The sequence below is a fragment of the Streptomyces himalayensis subsp. himalayensis genome (assembly GCF_013778455.1).
GTDB lineage: Bacteria > Actinomycetota > Actinomycetes > Streptomycetales > Streptomycetaceae > Streptomyces > Streptomyces himalayensis.
Map to the genome: position 1 here is coordinate 806,750 of NZ_JACEHE010000001.1, position 16,631 is coordinate 823,380.

At 67.1% G+C, this 16,631-nt stretch carries 17 protein-coding genes and 1 pseudogene; 10 read left to right on the forward strand and 8 right to left on the reverse strand.

Going from position 1 to position 16,631, the window contains the following annotated elements; genetic code table 11:
- Nucleotides 1–92: 92 nt before the first annotated feature.
- Nucleotides 93–834, reverse strand: a pseudogene (locus H1D24_RS03525) (class I SAM-dependent methyltransferase).
- Between the two features lie 414 nt (nucleotides 835–1,248).
- Here H1D24_RS03525 and H1D24_RS03530 point away from each other — a divergent pair.
- On the forward strand, nucleotides 1,249–2,235 hold the full coding sequence (locus H1D24_RS03530; protein WP_181655817.1) for an NAD-dependent epimerase/dehydratase family protein: 987 nt from the start codon (nucleotides 1,249–1,251) through the stop codon (nucleotides 2,233–2,235).
- A gap of 138 nt (nucleotides 2,236–2,373) precedes the next feature.
- Here the strand turns inward: H1D24_RS03530 and H1D24_RS03535 are convergent, their stop codons facing one another.
- Together H1D24_RS03535 and H1D24_RS03540 are read right to left on the reverse strand one after the other, a co-directional pair.
- Nucleotides 2,374–2,880, reverse strand: a complete 507-nt coding sequence (locus H1D24_RS03535; protein WP_258563768.1) for a hypothetical protein — start codon at nucleotides 2,878–2,880, stop codon at nucleotides 2,374–2,376.
- A gap of 370 nt (nucleotides 2,881–3,250) precedes the next feature.
- Nucleotides 3,251–3,571 (reverse strand): SUKH-4 family immunity protein, encoded by a 321-nt coding sequence (locus tag H1D24_RS03540; RefSeq protein ID WP_181655819.1) that lies wholly within the window; start codon nucleotides 3,569–3,571, stop codon nucleotides 3,251–3,253.
- 241 nt (nucleotides 3,572–3,812) lie between these two features.
- Between H1D24_RS03540 and H1D24_RS03545 the strand changes: the two genes are divergently transcribed.
- Complete coding sequence (locus tag H1D24_RS03545; protein WP_181655820.1) at nucleotides 3,813–4,166, forward strand: DUF4333 domain-containing protein; 354 nt, start codon at nucleotides 3,813–3,815, stop codon at nucleotides 4,164–4,166.
- A 392-nt stretch (nucleotides 4,167–4,558) separates the two neighbouring features.
- The gene (locus H1D24_RS03550) at nucleotides 4,559–5,461 is read left to right on the forward strand and encodes an alpha/beta hydrolase family protein (RefSeq protein ID WP_181655821.1); all 903 of its coding nucleotides are present in this window, start codon (nucleotides 4,559–4,561) and stop codon (nucleotides 5,459–5,461) included.
- A 318-nt stretch (nucleotides 5,462–5,779) separates the two neighbouring features.
- Here H1D24_RS03550 and H1D24_RS03555 read toward each other — a convergent pair whose 3' ends face one another.
- Complete coding sequence (locus tag H1D24_RS03555) at nucleotides 5,780–7,354, reverse strand: right-handed parallel beta-helix repeat-containing protein (protein ID WP_181655822.1); 1,575 nt, start codon at nucleotides 7,352–7,354, stop codon at nucleotides 5,780–5,782.
- A 918-nt stretch (nucleotides 7,355–8,272) separates the two neighbouring features.
- Here H1D24_RS03555 and H1D24_RS03560 point away from each other — a divergent pair.
- The 3 genes from H1D24_RS03560 to H1D24_RS03570 are packed head-to-tail and all read left to right on the forward strand — an operon-like array spanning nucleotide 8,273 to nucleotide 10,301.
- Nucleotides 8,273–8,596, forward strand: a complete 324-nt coding sequence (locus H1D24_RS03560; RefSeq protein WP_181655823.1) for a type VII secretion target — start codon at nucleotides 8,273–8,275, stop codon at nucleotides 8,594–8,596.
- Nucleotides 8,597–8,598: 2 nt separating this feature from the next.
- Nucleotides 8,599–9,861 (forward strand): amidase domain-containing protein, encoded by a 1,263-nt coding sequence (locus H1D24_RS03565; RefSeq protein WP_181655824.1) that lies wholly within the window; start codon nucleotides 8,599–8,601, stop codon nucleotides 9,859–9,861.
- Nucleotides 9,861–10,301: a hypothetical protein gene (locus H1D24_RS03570; protein ID WP_181655825.1), complete on the forward strand. Its 441-nt coding sequence runs from the start codon at nucleotides 9,861–9,863 to the stop codon at nucleotides 10,299–10,301. Before H1D24_RS03565 ends, H1D24_RS03570 begins: the two co-directional genes overlap by 1 nt.
- A gap of 159 nt (nucleotides 10,302–10,460) precedes the next feature.
- Here the strand turns inward: H1D24_RS03570 and H1D24_RS03575 are convergent, their stop codons facing one another.
- The 3 genes from H1D24_RS03575 to H1D24_RS03585 are packed head-to-tail and all read right to left on the reverse strand — an operon-like array spanning nucleotide 10,461 to nucleotide 12,648.
- On the reverse strand, nucleotides 10,461–11,057 hold the full coding sequence (locus tag H1D24_RS03575; RefSeq protein WP_181655922.1) for a hypothetical protein: 597 nt from the start codon (nucleotides 11,055–11,057) through the stop codon (nucleotides 10,461–10,463).
- 41 nt (nucleotides 11,058–11,098) lie between these two features.
- On the reverse strand, nucleotides 11,099–12,400 hold the full coding sequence (locus H1D24_RS03580) for a putative T7SS-secreted protein (protein WP_374064127.1): 1,302 nt from the start codon (nucleotides 12,398–12,400) through the stop codon (nucleotides 11,099–11,101).
- On the reverse strand, nucleotides 12,346–12,648 hold the full coding sequence (locus tag H1D24_RS03585; RefSeq protein WP_181655827.1) for a hypothetical protein: 303 nt from the start codon (nucleotides 12,646–12,648) through the stop codon (nucleotides 12,346–12,348). Before H1D24_RS03585 ends, H1D24_RS03580 begins: the two co-directional genes overlap by 55 nt.
- Nucleotides 12,649–13,034: 386 nt before the next feature.
- On the opposite strand from H1D24_RS03585, the gene H1D24_RS03590 reads away from it, so the two are divergent.
- On the forward strand, nucleotides 13,035–13,424 hold the full coding sequence (locus tag H1D24_RS03590) for a hypothetical protein (RefSeq protein WP_181655828.1): 390 nt from the start codon (nucleotides 13,035–13,037) through the stop codon (nucleotides 13,422–13,424).
- A gap of 109 nt (nucleotides 13,425–13,533) precedes the next feature.
- On the opposite strand, the gene H1D24_RS03595 is transcribed toward H1D24_RS03590, so the two are convergent.
- Entirely contained in the window at nucleotides 13,534–14,115 is a 582-nt protein-coding gene (locus H1D24_RS03595; protein WP_181655829.1) for a hypothetical protein, read from the reverse strand.
- Nucleotides 14,116–14,303: 188 nt separating this feature from the next.
- Between H1D24_RS03595 and H1D24_RS03600 the strand changes: the two genes are divergently transcribed.
- From H1D24_RS03600 to H1D24_RS03610, 3 genes are read left to right on the forward strand one after another with little or no spacing between them, the layout of a single operon-like run.
- Nucleotides 14,304–14,630 carry a DUF6317 family protein gene (locus H1D24_RS03600; RefSeq protein WP_181655830.1) on the forward strand — a complete coding sequence of 109 codons (327 nt, stop codon included), beginning with the start codon at nucleotides 14,304–14,306 and terminating at the stop codon, nucleotides 14,628–14,630.
- On the forward strand, nucleotides 14,630–15,916 hold the full coding sequence (locus tag H1D24_RS03605; RefSeq protein WP_181655831.1) for a WXG100 family type VII secretion target: 1,287 nt from the start codon (nucleotides 14,630–14,632) through the stop codon (nucleotides 15,914–15,916). The genes H1D24_RS03600 and H1D24_RS03605 overlap by 1 nt, the downstream gene beginning before the upstream one ends.
- A complete protein-coding gene (locus H1D24_RS03610) occupies nucleotides 15,913–16,620 on the forward strand; it encodes a hypothetical protein (protein ID WP_181655832.1) in 708 nt (235 codons plus the stop codon). The genes H1D24_RS03605 and H1D24_RS03610 overlap by 4 nt, the downstream gene beginning before the upstream one ends.
- The last annotated feature ends 11 nt before the right edge of the window (nucleotides 16,621–16,631 follow it).

The following is a 16,631-nucleotide window of genomic DNA, read 5'->3' on the forward strand; positions in this document are numbered from 1 at the left end:
CCGGCTCGTACAGCCGCACGATGTGGTCTGGGCCTCCAGCCCAGGCGGCGTCCCTCTCCTCGGCGGGTGCGTCGCCGGCGCCGCACCCGACCTCAAACCCGGCTGACCTCAGGGCGCCGTGCGACGAAGACGAACTCCCGCCCTGGCCGATCGGGCGCATCGCGTACGTTTTCCACCACATACCCTTGCGCGACCAGCTGCGTCTCGACTTTCCTCCCGCTCGCGGAAACGCAACGTCGAATCCGACGTCAGCACCTGCCCGTCCGCGGCGAACACGTAGGTCCAGCGGAACGTCACCAGCGGCCCACTCACCTCGATCAACTGGACCCAGCTCTCGACTCCGCCGACGCCCGGGATCTCCGTCACGACGTACGAAGCCTCGCGGTTCCACGCCTCCCAAGCGCGCCTGGCCGGATCCCGGGTCTCGAACACCAGATGTCCCCCGGGCCGCAGTGCTTCGTAGGCCCCCTGCAGGGTCCTCTGCCAGGCCTGCGGGTCGACGATGGCCTGGGCTACATTCGCCGTCATGGTCGCAAGGTCGACCCGCAGCGGCGGAAGTGCTGCCGCATCACCGCATATCCAGCGCACCCGCGCGCTGCCCGGCTTGCCTCGGGCCACGTCGATGGACGCCTGGGCGGGATCGGCACCGACGACCTCGATCCCGCGATCAGCCAGCAGGAGCGCGAACACACCTGTCCCGCAGCCGATATCCAGCACCTGACGCGCCCCGAACTCCTCCGTCATGCGGACGTACGCATCGAGATCGCTGCGGTCAGCATCGAGCGGGTCATAGATCGCGGCGAGCCGTGGATGTCCGAAGCACTCGTCAGCCATGCAGGCGAAGCTATATGGAGCCGACGCTCAGCCGCTGCCCCGTTTTGCCGCCCGCCATCGATGCCGGCATCCACGCTGTAAGGGATCGTCTAAGCCGGTGTCCTCCGTGGTGATCGCTCGGTGGGCTGTTCATGGGGGCGGGGTACGTGGAGTTGGATTGTTCCGGATGGCTTGTGGGAGCTTGCCGGGCCGCTGATTCCGCAGCAGCGGGTGCGGCAGCAGGGCGGTGGGACACCGAACACGCCTGATGAGACGTTGGCTTGTCGAAGGAACGACGCGGACAGCCGGCGGCAACCGGCTTGGCATCTCCGGGATTTGCTGTGGGTGCCGGCCGCGGCGATCAGGTGACGACATCGGGTCCGCTGTCGGCGAACCCGCCCGGGCATTCGGTGTTCGCGGTGCTTGGGTGTCGGGATGGAGATCTTGGTTCTGGGCGGAACAGCGTGGGTGGGCCGGGAACTGTCGCGGCAGGCGATCGAGCGTGGCCATCGGGTGACATGCCTCGCTCGCGGCGAAAGCGGAGAAGTCGCGGACGGAGCGACGCTGGTGGCCGCCGACCGGCGCGATCCTTCGGCGTACGAACCGCTGCTCGACCGCGCATGGGATGCGGTCGTCGAGGTGTCATGGCAGCCCGGCTTCGTTCGTGAGGCGCTCGACGCACTGGGCGGCAGGGCCAGGCACTGGGCCTATGTCTCCTCCGTCAGCGCCTACGCCTCCCATGCCGTGCCGGACGCGGACGAGTCCGCGGCCCTCCTTGCTCCGACCGACCGTAGCGAGGTCGACCGCGCGTTGTACGGCGAGGCGAAGGTCGCCTGCGAGCAGGCGTCGACGGCCGCCGTGGGCGAGCGCCTCCTCATCGCGCGCGCCGGTCTCATCGGAGGACCGGGCGATCACAGCGGCCGCTCCGGCTACTGGGTGGCTCGTGCCGCACGCGATCCGCTAGGGCCCATGCTGGTTCCCGACGCACCGGCCATGCCGACACAGGCAGTCGACGTGCGGGACCTCACCGTCTGGCTGCTCGACGCCGCGGAGAGCGGGAGCACCGGCACCTACGACGCTGTCGGCCCGGTCGTTCCGTTCGGAGAGTGGATCGAGCTGTCCCGCGCCATCGGCGGGCACATCGGCCCGGTGGTCACCGCCGACTCGGCATGGCTGCTCGCGAACGGCGTGGCCGAGTACATGGGGCCCGAGTCGCTGCCGATGTGGCTGGTCGAGACGGGCTGGGAAGGGTGGTCGGCCCGGAACGGGTCTGCGGCGCGCGCCGCAGGGCTGCGTCATCGGCCCACGGCGGAGCTGCTGGCCGACACGCTGCTCTGGGAACGCCAGCAGGGCCTGGAGCGGGCAAGACGCGCCGGCCTCAGCGTCCGGCGCGAGCGCGAGTTGCTCGAGGCTCTCGGATGACGGCTTGGGACTCCTCTTGTTCGCGCCTGTCCGGCGCGCCGTGGCACATCGGGCGTACTCTTCGCCCTGCTCCGCGACGCCCCCCTCCGGGCGGTCCTCGCGGCCCGGCCACCGGGTAGCCCAGCGCCCGAGGAGGAGTCAGGCTCCCCGGCCCCTGTTGCCGACGGCGTAGGCGAGGCCCCAGGCAGAGGCTGCGGCGACCACCAGGCCGAGCAGGGAGATCCACGTGGTGCCGCTCTGGCTGCCCCACCAGAGCTCGGCAGGGAGGAAGGTGTCCCACTGCACCATGTCCGCAACGGCACGGGGCGTTTCGCTCTCGGCGATGATGAGCGGAATGGCGTTGGTGTAGCCGAAGAAGGCGCCGAGCGCGGCGATGACGGCCGCGCCGATCCGTGCGCCGTTGCTGCGGCGACCCACCAGGCCGACCAAGGCACCGACGACCACTCCGTTGAGGAGAGCGTGGGCCACGTAGAGGGTGTGGGCGGTGGTCTGCGACTGGTCCTTGTACGTGGCCAGGATGAGACCGCTGTAGATCAGCGAGACGACAACCGAGGCGAACAACCCGAGGAGGACCGCACCGACCGGGTTGCCCGCATTCGTCTGTTGCCTGAAGGAGGGTGCCTCGTACGGTGGTCCGGCCTGCATCGGTTGGATCGGGGGCTGACCAGGTACAGGCGGTGGGCCGAACCCCGGTTGCTGCTGGGGCGGGGCTGGCTGGCTGTACGGGTTGTAGGGGTTGTGCTGTGGCGGCTGCGGCGGAGGCTGGCTCATTGATCCCCCACGGAGCGAACTGGCAGGCGGAGCAAAGTTATCAGCGAGGTCAGCGCGAACTGATCGGCCCGGAGCGGGTGATCGGGCGATGGTGGTCGATCCAGTATCTGCTGTCCCAGGGCCAGTTGGTTGTCCCAGGGCCACTTGGTTCCCCAGCACAGAGGTGTCGATAGCGGCCGGCTGCTCCTCCAGCGCCGCCACCGCCGTGACCGGGCCCATGCCCTGCTTCCCCTGCCGCGTTGGTCTACGGGGTGGGGCGACGTGACTGGTGCTGTCTGCGATAGAGGGCGATGGCCGTCTCCACCGGATGGTTGGGGACTGTGACGGTCTCGCCGGTGTCCTTGGCGACTATGACCTTGCTGCCGCCCGGCGCTGCGGGTCGGGGCCGACCTGACGCATCGGTGGTGGGCGGGGAAGCCGCGTACACCAGGTAGCCGATATCGAATTCGTGGACGTGCATGGGGGCAGGTGTGCCGTCCGGCAGGTTGGGCTGTGCGTAGCGGCTGCGGACGATGGCCAGCGCCTGCTCAGGTGTCGTGGGTGGCGTGAGGCTGTCTGGGGCCATGAGATCAGCCTCCTTGATTCGGTGTCGTCAAGATCAGCCTCTGGACTCCATCAACAACCCTCACGACCACAGGCAGTTCGATGTCTTGCAGATCCCCTCGGGGCCGTGGCCGAAGGGCTCACCGGCGGTTCCGCTGCTTACTCCGGATCATGCCAGGGAGTCAAGTCCATCTGCCTGGAGCAGCCCTGCCCAGTAAGCTCCCCGGGTCTTCTTACCTTGATCACTCGGGCCGGAGCTCACCATGACCATGACTCGGTTGTCCGCAGCAACCTCGATCCTCTCGGCCGTAGCCGCCGGCGTGCTGCTCGTCGGCTGCTCGGCCACAGTCGAAGTGGGAAGGTCCGAGCCAAAAATGTCTGCTGACAAGTTGGCCACCACGGTCGCCGAAAAGCTCGCCGCCACAACGGGTCAGCCGACGCCGGACATCACCTGTCCCGAGGACCTCGTCGGCAAGGCCGGCACCACCACCCGTTGCACGCTCACCGCGGACGACGGCAGCACCTTGGGTGTGACGGTCACTGTGTCCTCTGTCGAGGGAGACCAGATCAACTTCGACATCAAGGCCGACGACACGGCTTCCCCGGCCCCGAACTGATCACCGTCGGCGGCGCGGGCATGGTCCTGGCGCTGACCGGCTGCGGGGTGGGGCAGTGCTACAGACCCGACCTGTACGGCACGACTGGCCTCACCGCGCTGAGCGTGCTCCTTGCGTTCGTCATCGCGGTATGTGTGCCCTCGGTGCGCAAAGGTCGGACGCCGCGCGGGGCCCCAGGGGCCGGCGGATCGCCGCACGGACCTGTCTGGTGATTCAAGCGGCATGGCCGAAGGCGCGACTCGACGGCGTTCCCTGCAGATGAATTGCCGTCCGCGGCCGCAGGGGTTACGTAGGGGTCAGCTGACCGGCCCCGTTGAGGGCAGCCGGCTGGCGAGAGCAGTCGTGGTTCCGTGCCACTGGTTGCTGTGGCGCTTCGATGTCACTATTCCGCGATGGAATTAGTGATCGATGCCCATGGAGCAGAACTTCCCGCCACCTTGACGCTGCCGGACGGCCCTGCGCGAGGCGGACTCATTCCGCTGCACGGGTCGCACTGCGGCAACCGTGACTTCGTCCTGTACGAGCATCTTGCGGAGGTCCTGCCCGCACACGGGATCGCGGTGCTGCGATACGACCGGCGTCCGTCCCCCCTAGGTGTCGATGTTCCGTTCGTCGATCAGGCCGCTGATGCGCGGGCCGCCATCTCCGTGCTGCGCCGGCATATCGGCGATGCGGCGATCGGCCTTTGGGGCTTCAGCCAGGGCGGTTGGGTCGCGCCACTGGCCGCCGCGACCTGGCCCGACGAGGTGGCATTCCTGACGCTGGTTTCGCCCTCCGGGGTCAGCCCCGGAGCGCAGATGCGCTACGGCCTGGCGCAGCAGCTGCGGATCAACGGCTTTGCCGACTGCCTCGACGAACTCAGCCGGTTCCAGGACGCCATGGCGGCCTACCTGCGCGGGCAGAGCGATGCGGAAACCATGCGTGAGGAGTTCGCCAAGGCCGCGAGCCAACCGTGGTGGCCGCTCCTCGGCTACGACTTCAGCGACGACGTGTTCAACGCCCCTCCAGGCGAGCTGTGGGTCGACATGGACGCCGACCTCACCTCTTCATACGAAGCAGTTCGCTGTCCGGTGCTCACCTTCCACGGCGAGACCGACCAGTGGCTGTCGATCGACGAGAGCATCGGGATCTGGCGCGAAGCCAGCGCGAAGTCCGGCAGGCTCGCGCCAGAGGTCATACGACTGCCCGGTTGCGACCACGTTCCCACCATCCGCACAGGAGACACGACCGGCATCAGCCCCAACTACGAAAAGGCACTGCTCGACTGGTTGAACCGCCCGGAACTCCTCGGCTGACGGAATCAGAGTCCGATGCTCCAGTGACCGACCTCCCGGCTACGCCGTCGCTGAGCACTACGGGTGCCCCGGGGTGACCTGACGGTCGGAGGGCACGGCCGGCGCCCATAATCTGCGGTCTCCGTGAGCCCGAAAGCTGCCGTTTGATGGGCGCCGCTGCGGCCTGGCCGGCCTGGTCGGCCATCCGGACGAACCGGATGGGCGACCAGGGTCATCGTTGACCTCGCCGATCTCGCCGATCTCGCCGCCCGGCAGGCTCGGCGGCAAGGTCGGGTGCTGGAGTGCCGGCCAGGGCGACACGCCGGGCGACGGGGTCGGTTACGGCGTCACCTGACTGCCGCCGAAGGTCACTACCAGGCGGCCGTCCGCGGCGAAGGACCAGCCGAGGGCACCGGCATACGAGGAGCACCGGGAGCCGTTCGTGCCGGACCAGAACTGGTTCGTACTGTCGGCGTCGCCGATGATCCTGTCGTTCGTGCCGCTGCCGCTGCGGCACGAGGTGTTGTTGCGGAACACCGAGGTGCCCGCGTCGAAGTTGAAGTTGCGTTCGGTGTTGTCGATGCTGACGTTGTTCGAGATCGTCATCGTGCCGGGGTTGCTGTTGTAGGTGAACCCGTGCTTGCCGTTGTCGTAGGCGATGCTGCGCCGGACGACATGGTTGATCGGGACGTCCTCGCCGCCGAGCTTGTAGCCGTTGCGGTCGCCGTTTCCGGCCTGGGAGCCGTCGCTGAGGGTGCCGTTCTCGTAGGCGAGGGAGTCCTCGATGGTCACCGCGCCGATGGGGTCCTCGTCGGCGTAGGTGTAGAGGTCCCAGCCGTCGTCGATGTTGTTGTGGGAGACGGCGTAGCGGAAGACGTTCCCGGGTCCGGAGGTGAGCTTCGCGGCGAAGCCGTCGGCGTCCTCGCCGTCGGAGTCGGCGTTGTCGTGCGATACCGCGCTCAGGATGAGGTTGTTGGACGGCCACTGGTCGCTGGGGGTGGTGGAGGCCATCCGCGACAACTGCAGCCCCGTGTCACGGTTGAAGCGCGTCACCGTGCGCTCGAAGACGTTGTTGCTGCCGCCGACGAAGATCCCGTTGTCCCCGGCACGTTCGACGACGATGCCCTTGACGTGCCAGTACGAACCGTTGACGGCAAGCCCGCGGTTCGACGAGGACTCGCTCTGGGCCGAGAAGTTCAGCACCGGGGTCTCACCCGGGTAGGCGGCCAGTTCCGTGCGGTCGCTCGAGGTGCCGTTGTTGCCCGCCGGGATGGTGACCGTCTGCGAGTGGTTGTAGGTTCCACCGCGCATGTAGATCGTCCCGCCGGGCGTGATGCGGCTGATCGCCGAGGTGAGCGTCGTCGGGGCCGACTGCGTTCCGGCCGCGCTGTCCGTGCCGTTCGGCGCCACGTACAGCGCGGTGCTCGACGGCGGCGGGGTGGTGTCGCCCGTCTCGACGTCCAGGTAGTCGATATTGGGCAGGCCGGCGGAGGTGGTCGGGTCGAGCCGGATGGTGTTGCTGCCCGCGTTCAGTGACACGGTCAGGGTCTTGGTGGTCCAGGTCGACCAGGTGCCCGTGGCCTCGAAGGACGGCGTCTGCACCGTGGACCCGTTGACGATCAGGCCGGCAGGGCGCGCGGTGGTGGTTCCGTTGGCGAAGCGGACGCTCAGGGTCGCCGTGCCCGAGGTGGCGGCGTTCACTGTTAACTGTGCGTAGGCGCCGACCGCGTTGGTTCCGTTGCAGAATCCGCTTCCGGAGTAGCCGGCCCAGTCGGAGTCGATGGTGCCGGTGCAGACCGCAGGGGAGTTCTCGGCCTCGTAACGGGTGGACGCGGCCTGTGCCGTGGTGCCGGACAGCGCGACGAGCGCGCCGGCCAGCAGGCCGACGCACGCGGTGACGGGTCTCGGTTGCATCGTTTGTCTCCAGGTTGGTTGGCTTGCCTGACCAGGGGTTTCAGGGGTTCGGTGCAAGGGGCGGTCGGGTAACTGCGCGGTGGGTTGGCGGCCGGCGCCGGTTCGTGATGTTCGGGTTCACCCGCGCGGCCGGCGCCGGTTCCTGACGTTCGGGTCCACCCGCGCGGCCCGTGATGCCGTGCCGGACGGGGCAGCACACACCGCACCGGGCAGCGCGGTGCTCACGGGACTGTCGTCGGCGCGGCGAGCGGGTTCCGCACGCAGCACTGTCGTCGGCGCGGCGAGCGGGTTCCGCGTCGGGCCGCTCTTCCCGCGCGTTCCTCCAGCGGTGAGAGCGCGGGGGTGATCGGGCCCGGAGCCAAGAGTGCAGACGCATGGAGCTGACCCCTTTCTGTGGCGGTTCCGGCTGTGACCCATGCGGCTCGTTCGACGGCATGAACGGGGGATGGCCGGAGTCCGCATCCGGGTGGGGAAAGCGCTTTCTTCGGACGCTAAGGGCCTTGCCGTGAACGCGTCAATAGACGTGTACTTGATTCCTATTCACGAACATGAACGACTGAAGGTCGCGGTGGCGACGTTCTCGGTGGCGACGTTCTGTCCAAGGCGCCCGTACCGGAGCAGGCCGGGCCGGAGCAGCCACCCCGCACGGAAGTGGCGCGTGAGTGTGCAGGTTCAGAGGAGAACTGTGGAAAGTTGACGGCGGTGAGACCTGGACCGCCGGCCTCTGCGTCTCCCTGTCCGGCGGGCGCTCCTGGTGATGCTGCCGGGGCATTGCATGACCGTGCATCGTGTGATCGACGGCCAAGGGCCCGCGTGGGCCCAGGAGATCGGATTCGCCGGAGGGTCCGTAGGATGCGCGAGGTACTCGAACGAGTTCGCCGATTCCATCAACGGCCAAGCACATCGGGGGAGTTGCCCATGGGAGACATCGATATCAACGCCGCGCGGGTACGCGCCGCGGCTGATGACACCGAGTCCCTGTCCCAGACGGTCATGAAGCGCCTCGGCCATTCCCTCGACACCAGCGACGAGGTGTACGGCTCTCACTACGGGAACGGCTGGGAGAGCCCGGTCCAGCTCAAGGTCTGTGCCCTGAAGTGGGAGGAGCACATGGTCTCCCTCGCCAAGAAGATGGGCGAGCTCAGCGAGAAACTGCGGGAGTCCGCCGACGGGTACGACCGCGCGGACGCCGAGGCCGAGTCGCGGCTGCGCGCCGGGCTCAACGACCTGGGGAGGGCCTGACCATGGTCTCGTACCAGGGGATCAACAACGCCCTGCCGAAGAAGTGGGCGGATGCCGCCGACGAATGGCACGCACTCGCCAAGTACTCCCTGGACGCTGCGAAGGACCTGCGCGAGTACGGCGCCAAGCCGCTGGCCGACAACTGGACCGACGAGGTCGGTGCCACCGCGGCCGCCGAGTTCGAGCTGCTCGCCAACCAGCTGGAGGCGGCGTACGACATCCTCCTCGCCGTCAACATGGTCGCCGACGGCATGACGACGACCATCGAGACCGCGCACAGCACCATGCGGGCGGCGGTGGACCTCGCGGGCCGCTACGGCCTGGAGATCGGAGTCGACGGGACGATCACCGGCCCGCCCCCGCGCAACCGCATGGAGGCCGAGGAGATGGGCCCGTACCGCGCCGAGGTGCAGGACCTCATCGACCAGGCCGTGGAACAGGTCACGACCGCCGACAAGCTGGCCGCGGCCGAGTTCGCCAAGCTCGCCGGCCAGACGGGCGTCACCGATCCCAGCAAGGCGCTGGGCGATCTCCAGACGCACGCCTCGCATGTCCAGATGAAGATGCTCGCCGGCGACATCCCGGTGGGCGAGGACCCGACCACGGTCCGCCAGTGGTGGAACGGCCTGACTCCCCAGCAGCGCAAGGACATGATGCTGGCCCAGCCGGTCACGATCGCCAACCTGGACGGCATACCGGCCGATGTGCGGCAGGAACTGCGCGGCAACGGCAAGTACGACCGGGTGAAGATGGTCGAGTACGCCCTCGCCAACTGGAACAAGGACGACCCGACCGACTTCGGCAACAACTGCACCAACTTCGTCTCCAACGCCCTGCTGCACGCGGGAATGAAGGAGAAGACCAGCTTCTGGGAGGGCACCGCCGGCGACGACACCTGGATGATCGGAAACCGCACCGGTGTCGACTCGGTCGACAAACGGCTCGCCTATTCCGACACCTGGGCCGCCGCCGAGAACCAGCAGAACTTCATGCTCAGGCACGGCGGCACCGAGGTCCCGCGCTCCGACGTGAAGCCGGGCGACATCATCTACTACGAGCAGGCAGGGCCCAACGACTCGATCGAGAAGGGCAACACGCACCACGCGGCGATCGTCACCGCGGTGATGCCGGACGGCGAGATCAAGTACACCCAGCACAGCGACTCGTACCAGAACGTGAGCCTGGAAGGCCGGCTCCCCGCGACCGAGAAGCACGAAGGACAGCAGAACGTACGGATCGTCCGCCCCAACCCGGACTGGTACTGATGAGCACACACACGCACCCCACGACGGCCGCCGCTGCCCCCGCCTCCTCGTGGCGCCGCTGGTCCCTGCTGGTGCCGGCGCTGGTGGTCGCCTCGGCGGGGCTGCTGGCGGCCCACTTCGCCTTCGAGGGCGACACCTTCCAGGACTGCCGGTACCTGGGCCCGTCCACGCGGATGTACGTCACCGCCTGGGCCGGCCCGGTGTGCGGCCTGGCAGCCCTGCTGCTCCTGCTGGCCCTGCGCCGCGGCGCGCACCGGCGGGGGCAGCGGCCGGGGGCGGTGTGGCAGGGGCGCGTGGCCATGGCCGCCGTGTGCCTCGTCCCCGTACTGCTCCTGGTGCAGCTCGCTGCCCTCTACTGGGTCTACGAACCGGACCCCTCGGGGGGCCACGACTGCTCCGGCCTGACACTGGTCCACGACCGGGCTGCTGCAGATCACTGAGCGCCAGGAGGGGATGTGCCGGCACGCCGGGCACCGGCGCAGGCCTGGCGCGCGGCCTGAGTGCCATATGCATGTGCATGTGTTCGTGGTTGAGCCCCTCGCGGAGTCACGTTCGCGAGGGGCTCATTTACGAGCGCCGAGGCACCGTGGCGCAGCAACCTACGCTGCAGCAGGCTCCGCCGGGCGAAAAGACCGGACGAACTCCTTGAAGTCGTCCGCGACCGCGTCAAGCTGGCTCGGTCTGGCCGTCAGTGCGAGCTCGATCACTGCGCGCTTGGCCGGATCGTGCACATCCTGCATGACCAAATACACCTGGCTCTGCACCAGATCCAAGGGCCACCCGCGCAGCGTGGTGGAGATACGGAGGGTCTGGGTGAATCCCGGCGCCTCCAGTGTCCCTACGTGAGTCCGCTTGGCGACGCGCACCGTCGCCGCCTCACTCAGCCGCTGGACCGACTCGTCGGCGATCGCAACCAAGTCACCTGCATACGTGGCCAGGTCACCTTCGCCCGTGGCCAAGTCCCCTTCGCCCGTGGCCAGGTCACCTTCGCCCGTGGCCGTGTCGCCTTCGCCCGTGGCCGTGTCGCCTTCGCCGCGGAGCTTGCCGGCGATCGTGATATTCGCGGTGAACCCGTCCCGCGAATCGGGGTGGAGCGCAACGAAAGCCACTCCTGGGGCTCCCACCTCATCGGGGGGCGCCGACTGCCATCCCTCGGGCAGTGAAAACTCGACTTTCACCGGCAGTGTGGTCGCCATGGTGGATCAACTCCCTCAGTGTGCGGAATTCGAGGCTGGTGTCAGCCGAAGGGGTTGAGCGATTTCACCCCGTCGCCGATCGCGTCGAGGCCGTCACCGACAGCGTCCGCCGCATCGCCGGCCGTATCGACTACCTTGTCCGGATCGATCTCGATCTGCGTGGAGACCTTGGCTCCGAGGCCGAGTCCGAGGCCAAGTTCTCCGCCGACGACGAACTTGCCGTCCTTCATACCGGCATCCACGGCGGCTGCGGCACCGGCCCCCGCCCACCCCTCGGCGGTGACACCGGCCCCGATACCGCCGACGTCGACGCCGGCGCTCACGGTCGCTTTGGCGCCCGCAAACGCCTCACCGCCGATGTGTAAGCCGTCCTTGCCCACGGAGGCCTTTGCCGACCCTTCAGCACCGACGAATCCCGAGGCCTGCCCCTTGGCGCCGATGATGCCGTACTCGAGACTGCCCTGTGCGGACCCCTTTGCAAGGTAGGCAGAACCGCTCGCTTTGGCCTCGAATGTGCCGTTGCTGAGGGACGTCCCCACTGTGCCTTCCAAGCCGAGCGCTTTGATCTCGGCGCTCCCGGAGAGGAGGGCACTCCCCACCATGGTCCTGCCCTTGGCCCCGGCCTCCCACAGCTTCGCTTCGTCGGTCGCCTCGGCCAGCTTCATGGTCCAGGCTTGGCTCCTGGGCGTGGAAGCGGGCTCCTCGGATCTCTGACCCACGTTCCACTTCCTCTGATCGCTCAGAGGATCGGATGCATGGTGAGTGCGGCTGAGGGCGGTCTGCCCCGATGCGGATTTCTGCTCGGCCAGATCGCTTGCCTTTGCCAGCCAATCCGGTGCATCGGAACCCGAGCCGGCCAGCTCGGCCAGCCTCTTCTTCGCCGCTTCGCCCTCGTGCTGCACCTGCTGCCGGGCGGCCGTCAGAATCTCCTCGGCCTGGCTGCGATCGCCGCTGTCCCACAGGGCGATCGCCTCCCTTGCCTGCTGCTGCGCGTTGCTCAGCGCCCCGGCGTAGCCGCTGATCACCGAGGCCGCGCCCGACATCGCATCAGAGGCGCGCAACCAGTTGCGCTTCTCACCGGAGAACTTGTCCCAAAAGGCGTCGCTGGCCTTTCCGGTCCAGCCGGGTACGCGTACGCGGCCCAGTCCCGTCCCGACGTCCTCGAATGTGCCGGACTGTTTCCTGAGCGACCGGGATATCTCCTCCAGGGACTCCGCTGCGCCAGGGATGAGCTCCTTGGGGTCTGTGGTCGTGCCCAGCTGTGCCGCCATGTCTGTCCCCCCGTCCTTTACATCAGGCCCACGCGATGCGGACTCAGCAGTTGCCCCGTATCGGTATCCGATCGTGCGTAGTTGTCGGCCATGGCGTTGAGCATCTCCACCGCGGAGTTCGCACGACTGCGGAGGATGAGATAGGCGATCTGCCACGTCGTGGAGAACCGGGCGAATTCCTCGGAGAGGCCCGAGTGGCCGACGGCTCCCGAATCCTTGCTCAGCGCTTCGAGGTCTATATCTGCTGCCGGGTTCAAACATTTGAGAATGCTCGAAGCGCCACTATTGAGAACTTCCGGATCGGCGCGAAAGCCATCCATGCTCGGATCACCGCCCCCTGAACAACTGCACGAAAAGTCAGGCAAGTTGGTCCTGCCGTCGGCGGACAGTATCACCACTGACGATCAGTCAGGCGGGGTGAGTGTCTCGAGTTGTGACGTCCATAACTCGCCCTGTAGGTTCGCGAGTTGCCCAGGTCGACAGCACGGCACCGCCCGTTCGCCATGTGGCCGAACAGGGTAGGTGGACCGACGGTGTCGAACGGGCAAACGAGTGCACTCGAGTTCGAATCAATGCGACTTTCGACTTCGCCGCACAGCTCGGGAATTGGTCGGAGACGTGGCACTTGCCCGCTGTATTCCCCAACCTGCGATGCCGTTCTCAGGGCGCGGATATCGTCGTGCCGTCAATCAAAGGGGCCTACTTCATGCGTTTGGCAACCGTAATTCTGCTGCTTGGTGCCCTACTCGGAGTGGCGCCGACCACTGCTGCGTACGCGGCGCCGTCGGGCGGCTCCGCGTCGCACGTCTCAGCAGGGCGTGGCGGGCACAGCAGCAGCCACGGCGGTTACGGCAGCGGCCACGGCGGTTACAGCAGCGGTCACAGTGACTTCAGCGGCGGTGGCCTCAGCAGGCTGGAGGCCGGCAAAGGCCCCCGTAAGGGCGGCAGCTACGGAGATACGGACGGAAACTCGCACAACGTCAAAGGCGTGTGGGTTGTGATGCTCGTCCTCGGCGTCTTCCTGCTGGTCGGTGTCATCTTCGCCGTCTTGTTCGCCTGGATCAAGGTGGAGGAACGCCGCCGGCAGGCCGGCTGACGGCCACTCCTCGGTTGCGCGCCCGGGCGGCGCTCGCCGCACGACGGTCGGTCGGGGTGCGGCGCTCTTCGTCAATGCTTCCTGCTCGCGTGAACGCCGACGCACCGCGTTACGGGCGGGGCCGCACCTCCATGAGCCGGGTGCCGCCCGGGAGGGCGAGGACTCCGTGTCCTTCGACGTCCCCGGCGTACCAGGCGCCCTGCTCCATGGCTTCCGGCCAGCGGCGCCGGTGGACCGAACCGCGGGCCGACATAACGCCCCTCAACTCGTCGGCCTCGCCCGCAGGGCCGAGCTGCAGCTGAACGGGCACGCCGCTCGCGTCCTTGAGGAGGGGGTGCTTGCGCGCAGCCGGGATCGGGTGCCACGGGGCCGCCTCGAGAATGCGCCGGATGCGCTTGATGGAGCGCAGCGCGCTGACGTCGAGGTAAAGGATGACGAGGTAGGCGAAAAACGTCAGGCTCACGATCAAGCCGAGAACGCCTTCCCCGGTGTCGGACATGGAGATGACATCGAACTCCTGGAGCAGACTGGGCGCGAGGGACGACGTCACCCAGAGGATGGTCCAGAGCGTCAGGCGCGCGATCACCCTGCGGCGGGCGTTGACCCAGGCAGCCCGAGTCCCTGGATGGTCGAAGGCCACCTTGCTCAGGGGGACTCGGCTCTCCCGCCCTTCCGCTGGTGCTCCCCGCATGCCGCCCTCCGGATTCACAACACGTCCACATTTCGTAGCGCACAGCCGGGATTGCCCACCCAGGCGCGATTTTCGATCTGGCCTTTCTCATACCCTAGTCTGTCGCTGCGTCAGCGCCACGGGGGTGTCTGTTCTGTCCCCCTGGATGCCTTTTGATCGCTTCGCCGCAATTGAGAAGGGGGTCGTTTGTGGGGCAGGAATTCAAGGTCGATCTTGATCATTTGAAGTCATTTGGTGACACGTTGAAGCGATCGGTAGAGGAGCTGGAGGGCGCGCGCAAAGCGCTCTCGCATGTCCGTGCCGACCAGATCGGAACGGCGTGCCTGGACGAGGCCTGTGACACGTTTCAGGACAGATGGCGGCACGGGACCGAGGAGTTGAAGGAGCTGATCAAAGCGGTCGGCGAGGGCGTGGAAACAACCATGCTGAGCTACAAGAAGTTTGAAGCCGAGCTGTCGCAGGCCCTCAAAAAAATGGAGGAGACCGCGGCCACGAATGCAGGGGGGAACCGTTGATGGCTGCTAATCCGTATCCCAGCCTCGGCTGGAATCCCGTACCCGGCGTACCCGAAGAGGTTTCCGCGCTGCATCAGAAGGTGAAGTCGGCGGCGGAGACGCTGGACAACTGCCACCGTCAGATCGAGAGTCTGCTCGCTGCCAGCTCCAGCTGGGAGGGGGACGCGGCGTCCGCTTTCCGGGAATCTCTCGATGGCGACCTCAAGGAGTACATGAGGAACGCTGGGAGGTCGCTGGGGAAGGCCGCCACGTGGCTCGGTCAATGGGACGGCGATCTGGCGTCGCACCGTGACCTGGCCAAGAAGTACGACGACGCCGCGCGAGAGAAGAAAGCTGCGGCCGACAAGGCCCAGCAGCGTCATGACGAGGCGAGTAAGAATCCGGACCTCAAGCTTGGCGGGAAGCAGTATCCCAGCCAGGAGGAGGCCGACGCCGCGACGGCGCGTCTGCGAGCCGCCGAGGGCGCCCTGAACGAAGCCACTACCAGCCTCAACAACGCCACCACCGCCTACAACGACGTCATCCAAAAGGCGCGTGAGCTGGAGGGGGAGCACACCCAGCGGTCCGAGTTCATCGCCGGCAAGCTGGACGAGGCCGACGACAAGCTGGCTCCGAAGGAGCCCGGCTGGCTCAGCAAGACCGTTCAGGCCATCGGTGACGTCATTGCATGGGTCGGCAAGCAGATATGGGAGCACGCCGGCACCATTGGGGCGATCGCCGGTCTGCTGGCGCTCCTGCCAACGCCGGCCGCGCCGATCTTTGCGGCGATCGCTGTCGGCGCCAGCGCGCTCGCCATGGCCAAGAACCTCTCGAGCGAGGACTTCAGGGACGCCCTGACGGGTGAGTACGGGTTGAAGGAACAGGCATTCGCCGTGGGTTCCATGGTCGGTGACGGTCTGGGCATGGTGCCTGGGGTCGGCGCCCTCGCCAAAGCGGGAAGCGAAATGGGGATGGCGGCGGCGCTTGCCCGAGAAGGCGGAGAGGCGATGTCGCTTGGGTCGAAGTTCGCCAAGTTCGGCAGTGAAATCGTGCCCGCCTTCCAATTCAAGGCGCTTGATGCGGCGACGGATCCCAGGGTCGGGATGCTTCAGTACTCCATCCAAGGTGTCAACATAGTCGGGAACATGGCATCGTCACTGGAGACCCTCGGCGTCCTTCCGAAGGATGGCCCCGGGCATGATGCCGCCGAAGCGACGAAGATAGGCGCTGCCTCGACGGGGCTGAAGAGTGGCGTCATCCAAATCATGGATGATCTGGGTGACATGGTAACGGGGATTCGACTGTGAACGGCTTTCTGGACAACGGGCCGCCCGAGCTCAAGCCGAAGTTCTGGTACGGACTCCCGTACGGTTACCTGAAGTTGGACCTCCAGCCGTCAGCTGAGGGACTCCAGGAGGTCGCGCGGCAAATCAATGAACTTCCCCGTGAACTCCGCGACCGCGCCGAGCAGGTGTTCCGTCTGTACGCCATCGTCGTGACCATGCTGCAGAAGCAGCAGGTTCAGGGTTGCGCACTCGGAATGCACCCCGACGACAACGGGAGCCCTTCGCTGTCCGTCCTTACGGTTTCCACGCTTTCCACGCCGGAGGGAAACCCCAAGGCTGCACTCACCCAGATGCTAGCGGGCGCCGGGACGGGCCCTGATAACGGCGTTGTGCCGGTGAAACTACCCGTTGGCACGGGGTTCCTGATCGAGTCGGAACGGCGCACGGTGGCGCCGAGCGCTCCCCCCGAGGGTCAGGAGGAGCCCCTGGAGGGAACTGTCTGGCAGGGAACAGTGGCTATCCCGGACACGCGCTCTTCGTCGGTCATCACTGTGCAGTTGGTGACACCGTCGGTGGAGCTCGCTGACGACTACCGTGGAGTGCTGGTGGGCATCGCCCACACAGTCACTTTCACTGACCCGGAGGCTCCGACCGAAGCGACCAGCAGACGCGGGCCGTTCACGGCGCCCGGCTCAGGACCGGAGGAAAGGAGTCCATTCGGATGAAAACGAGTGAG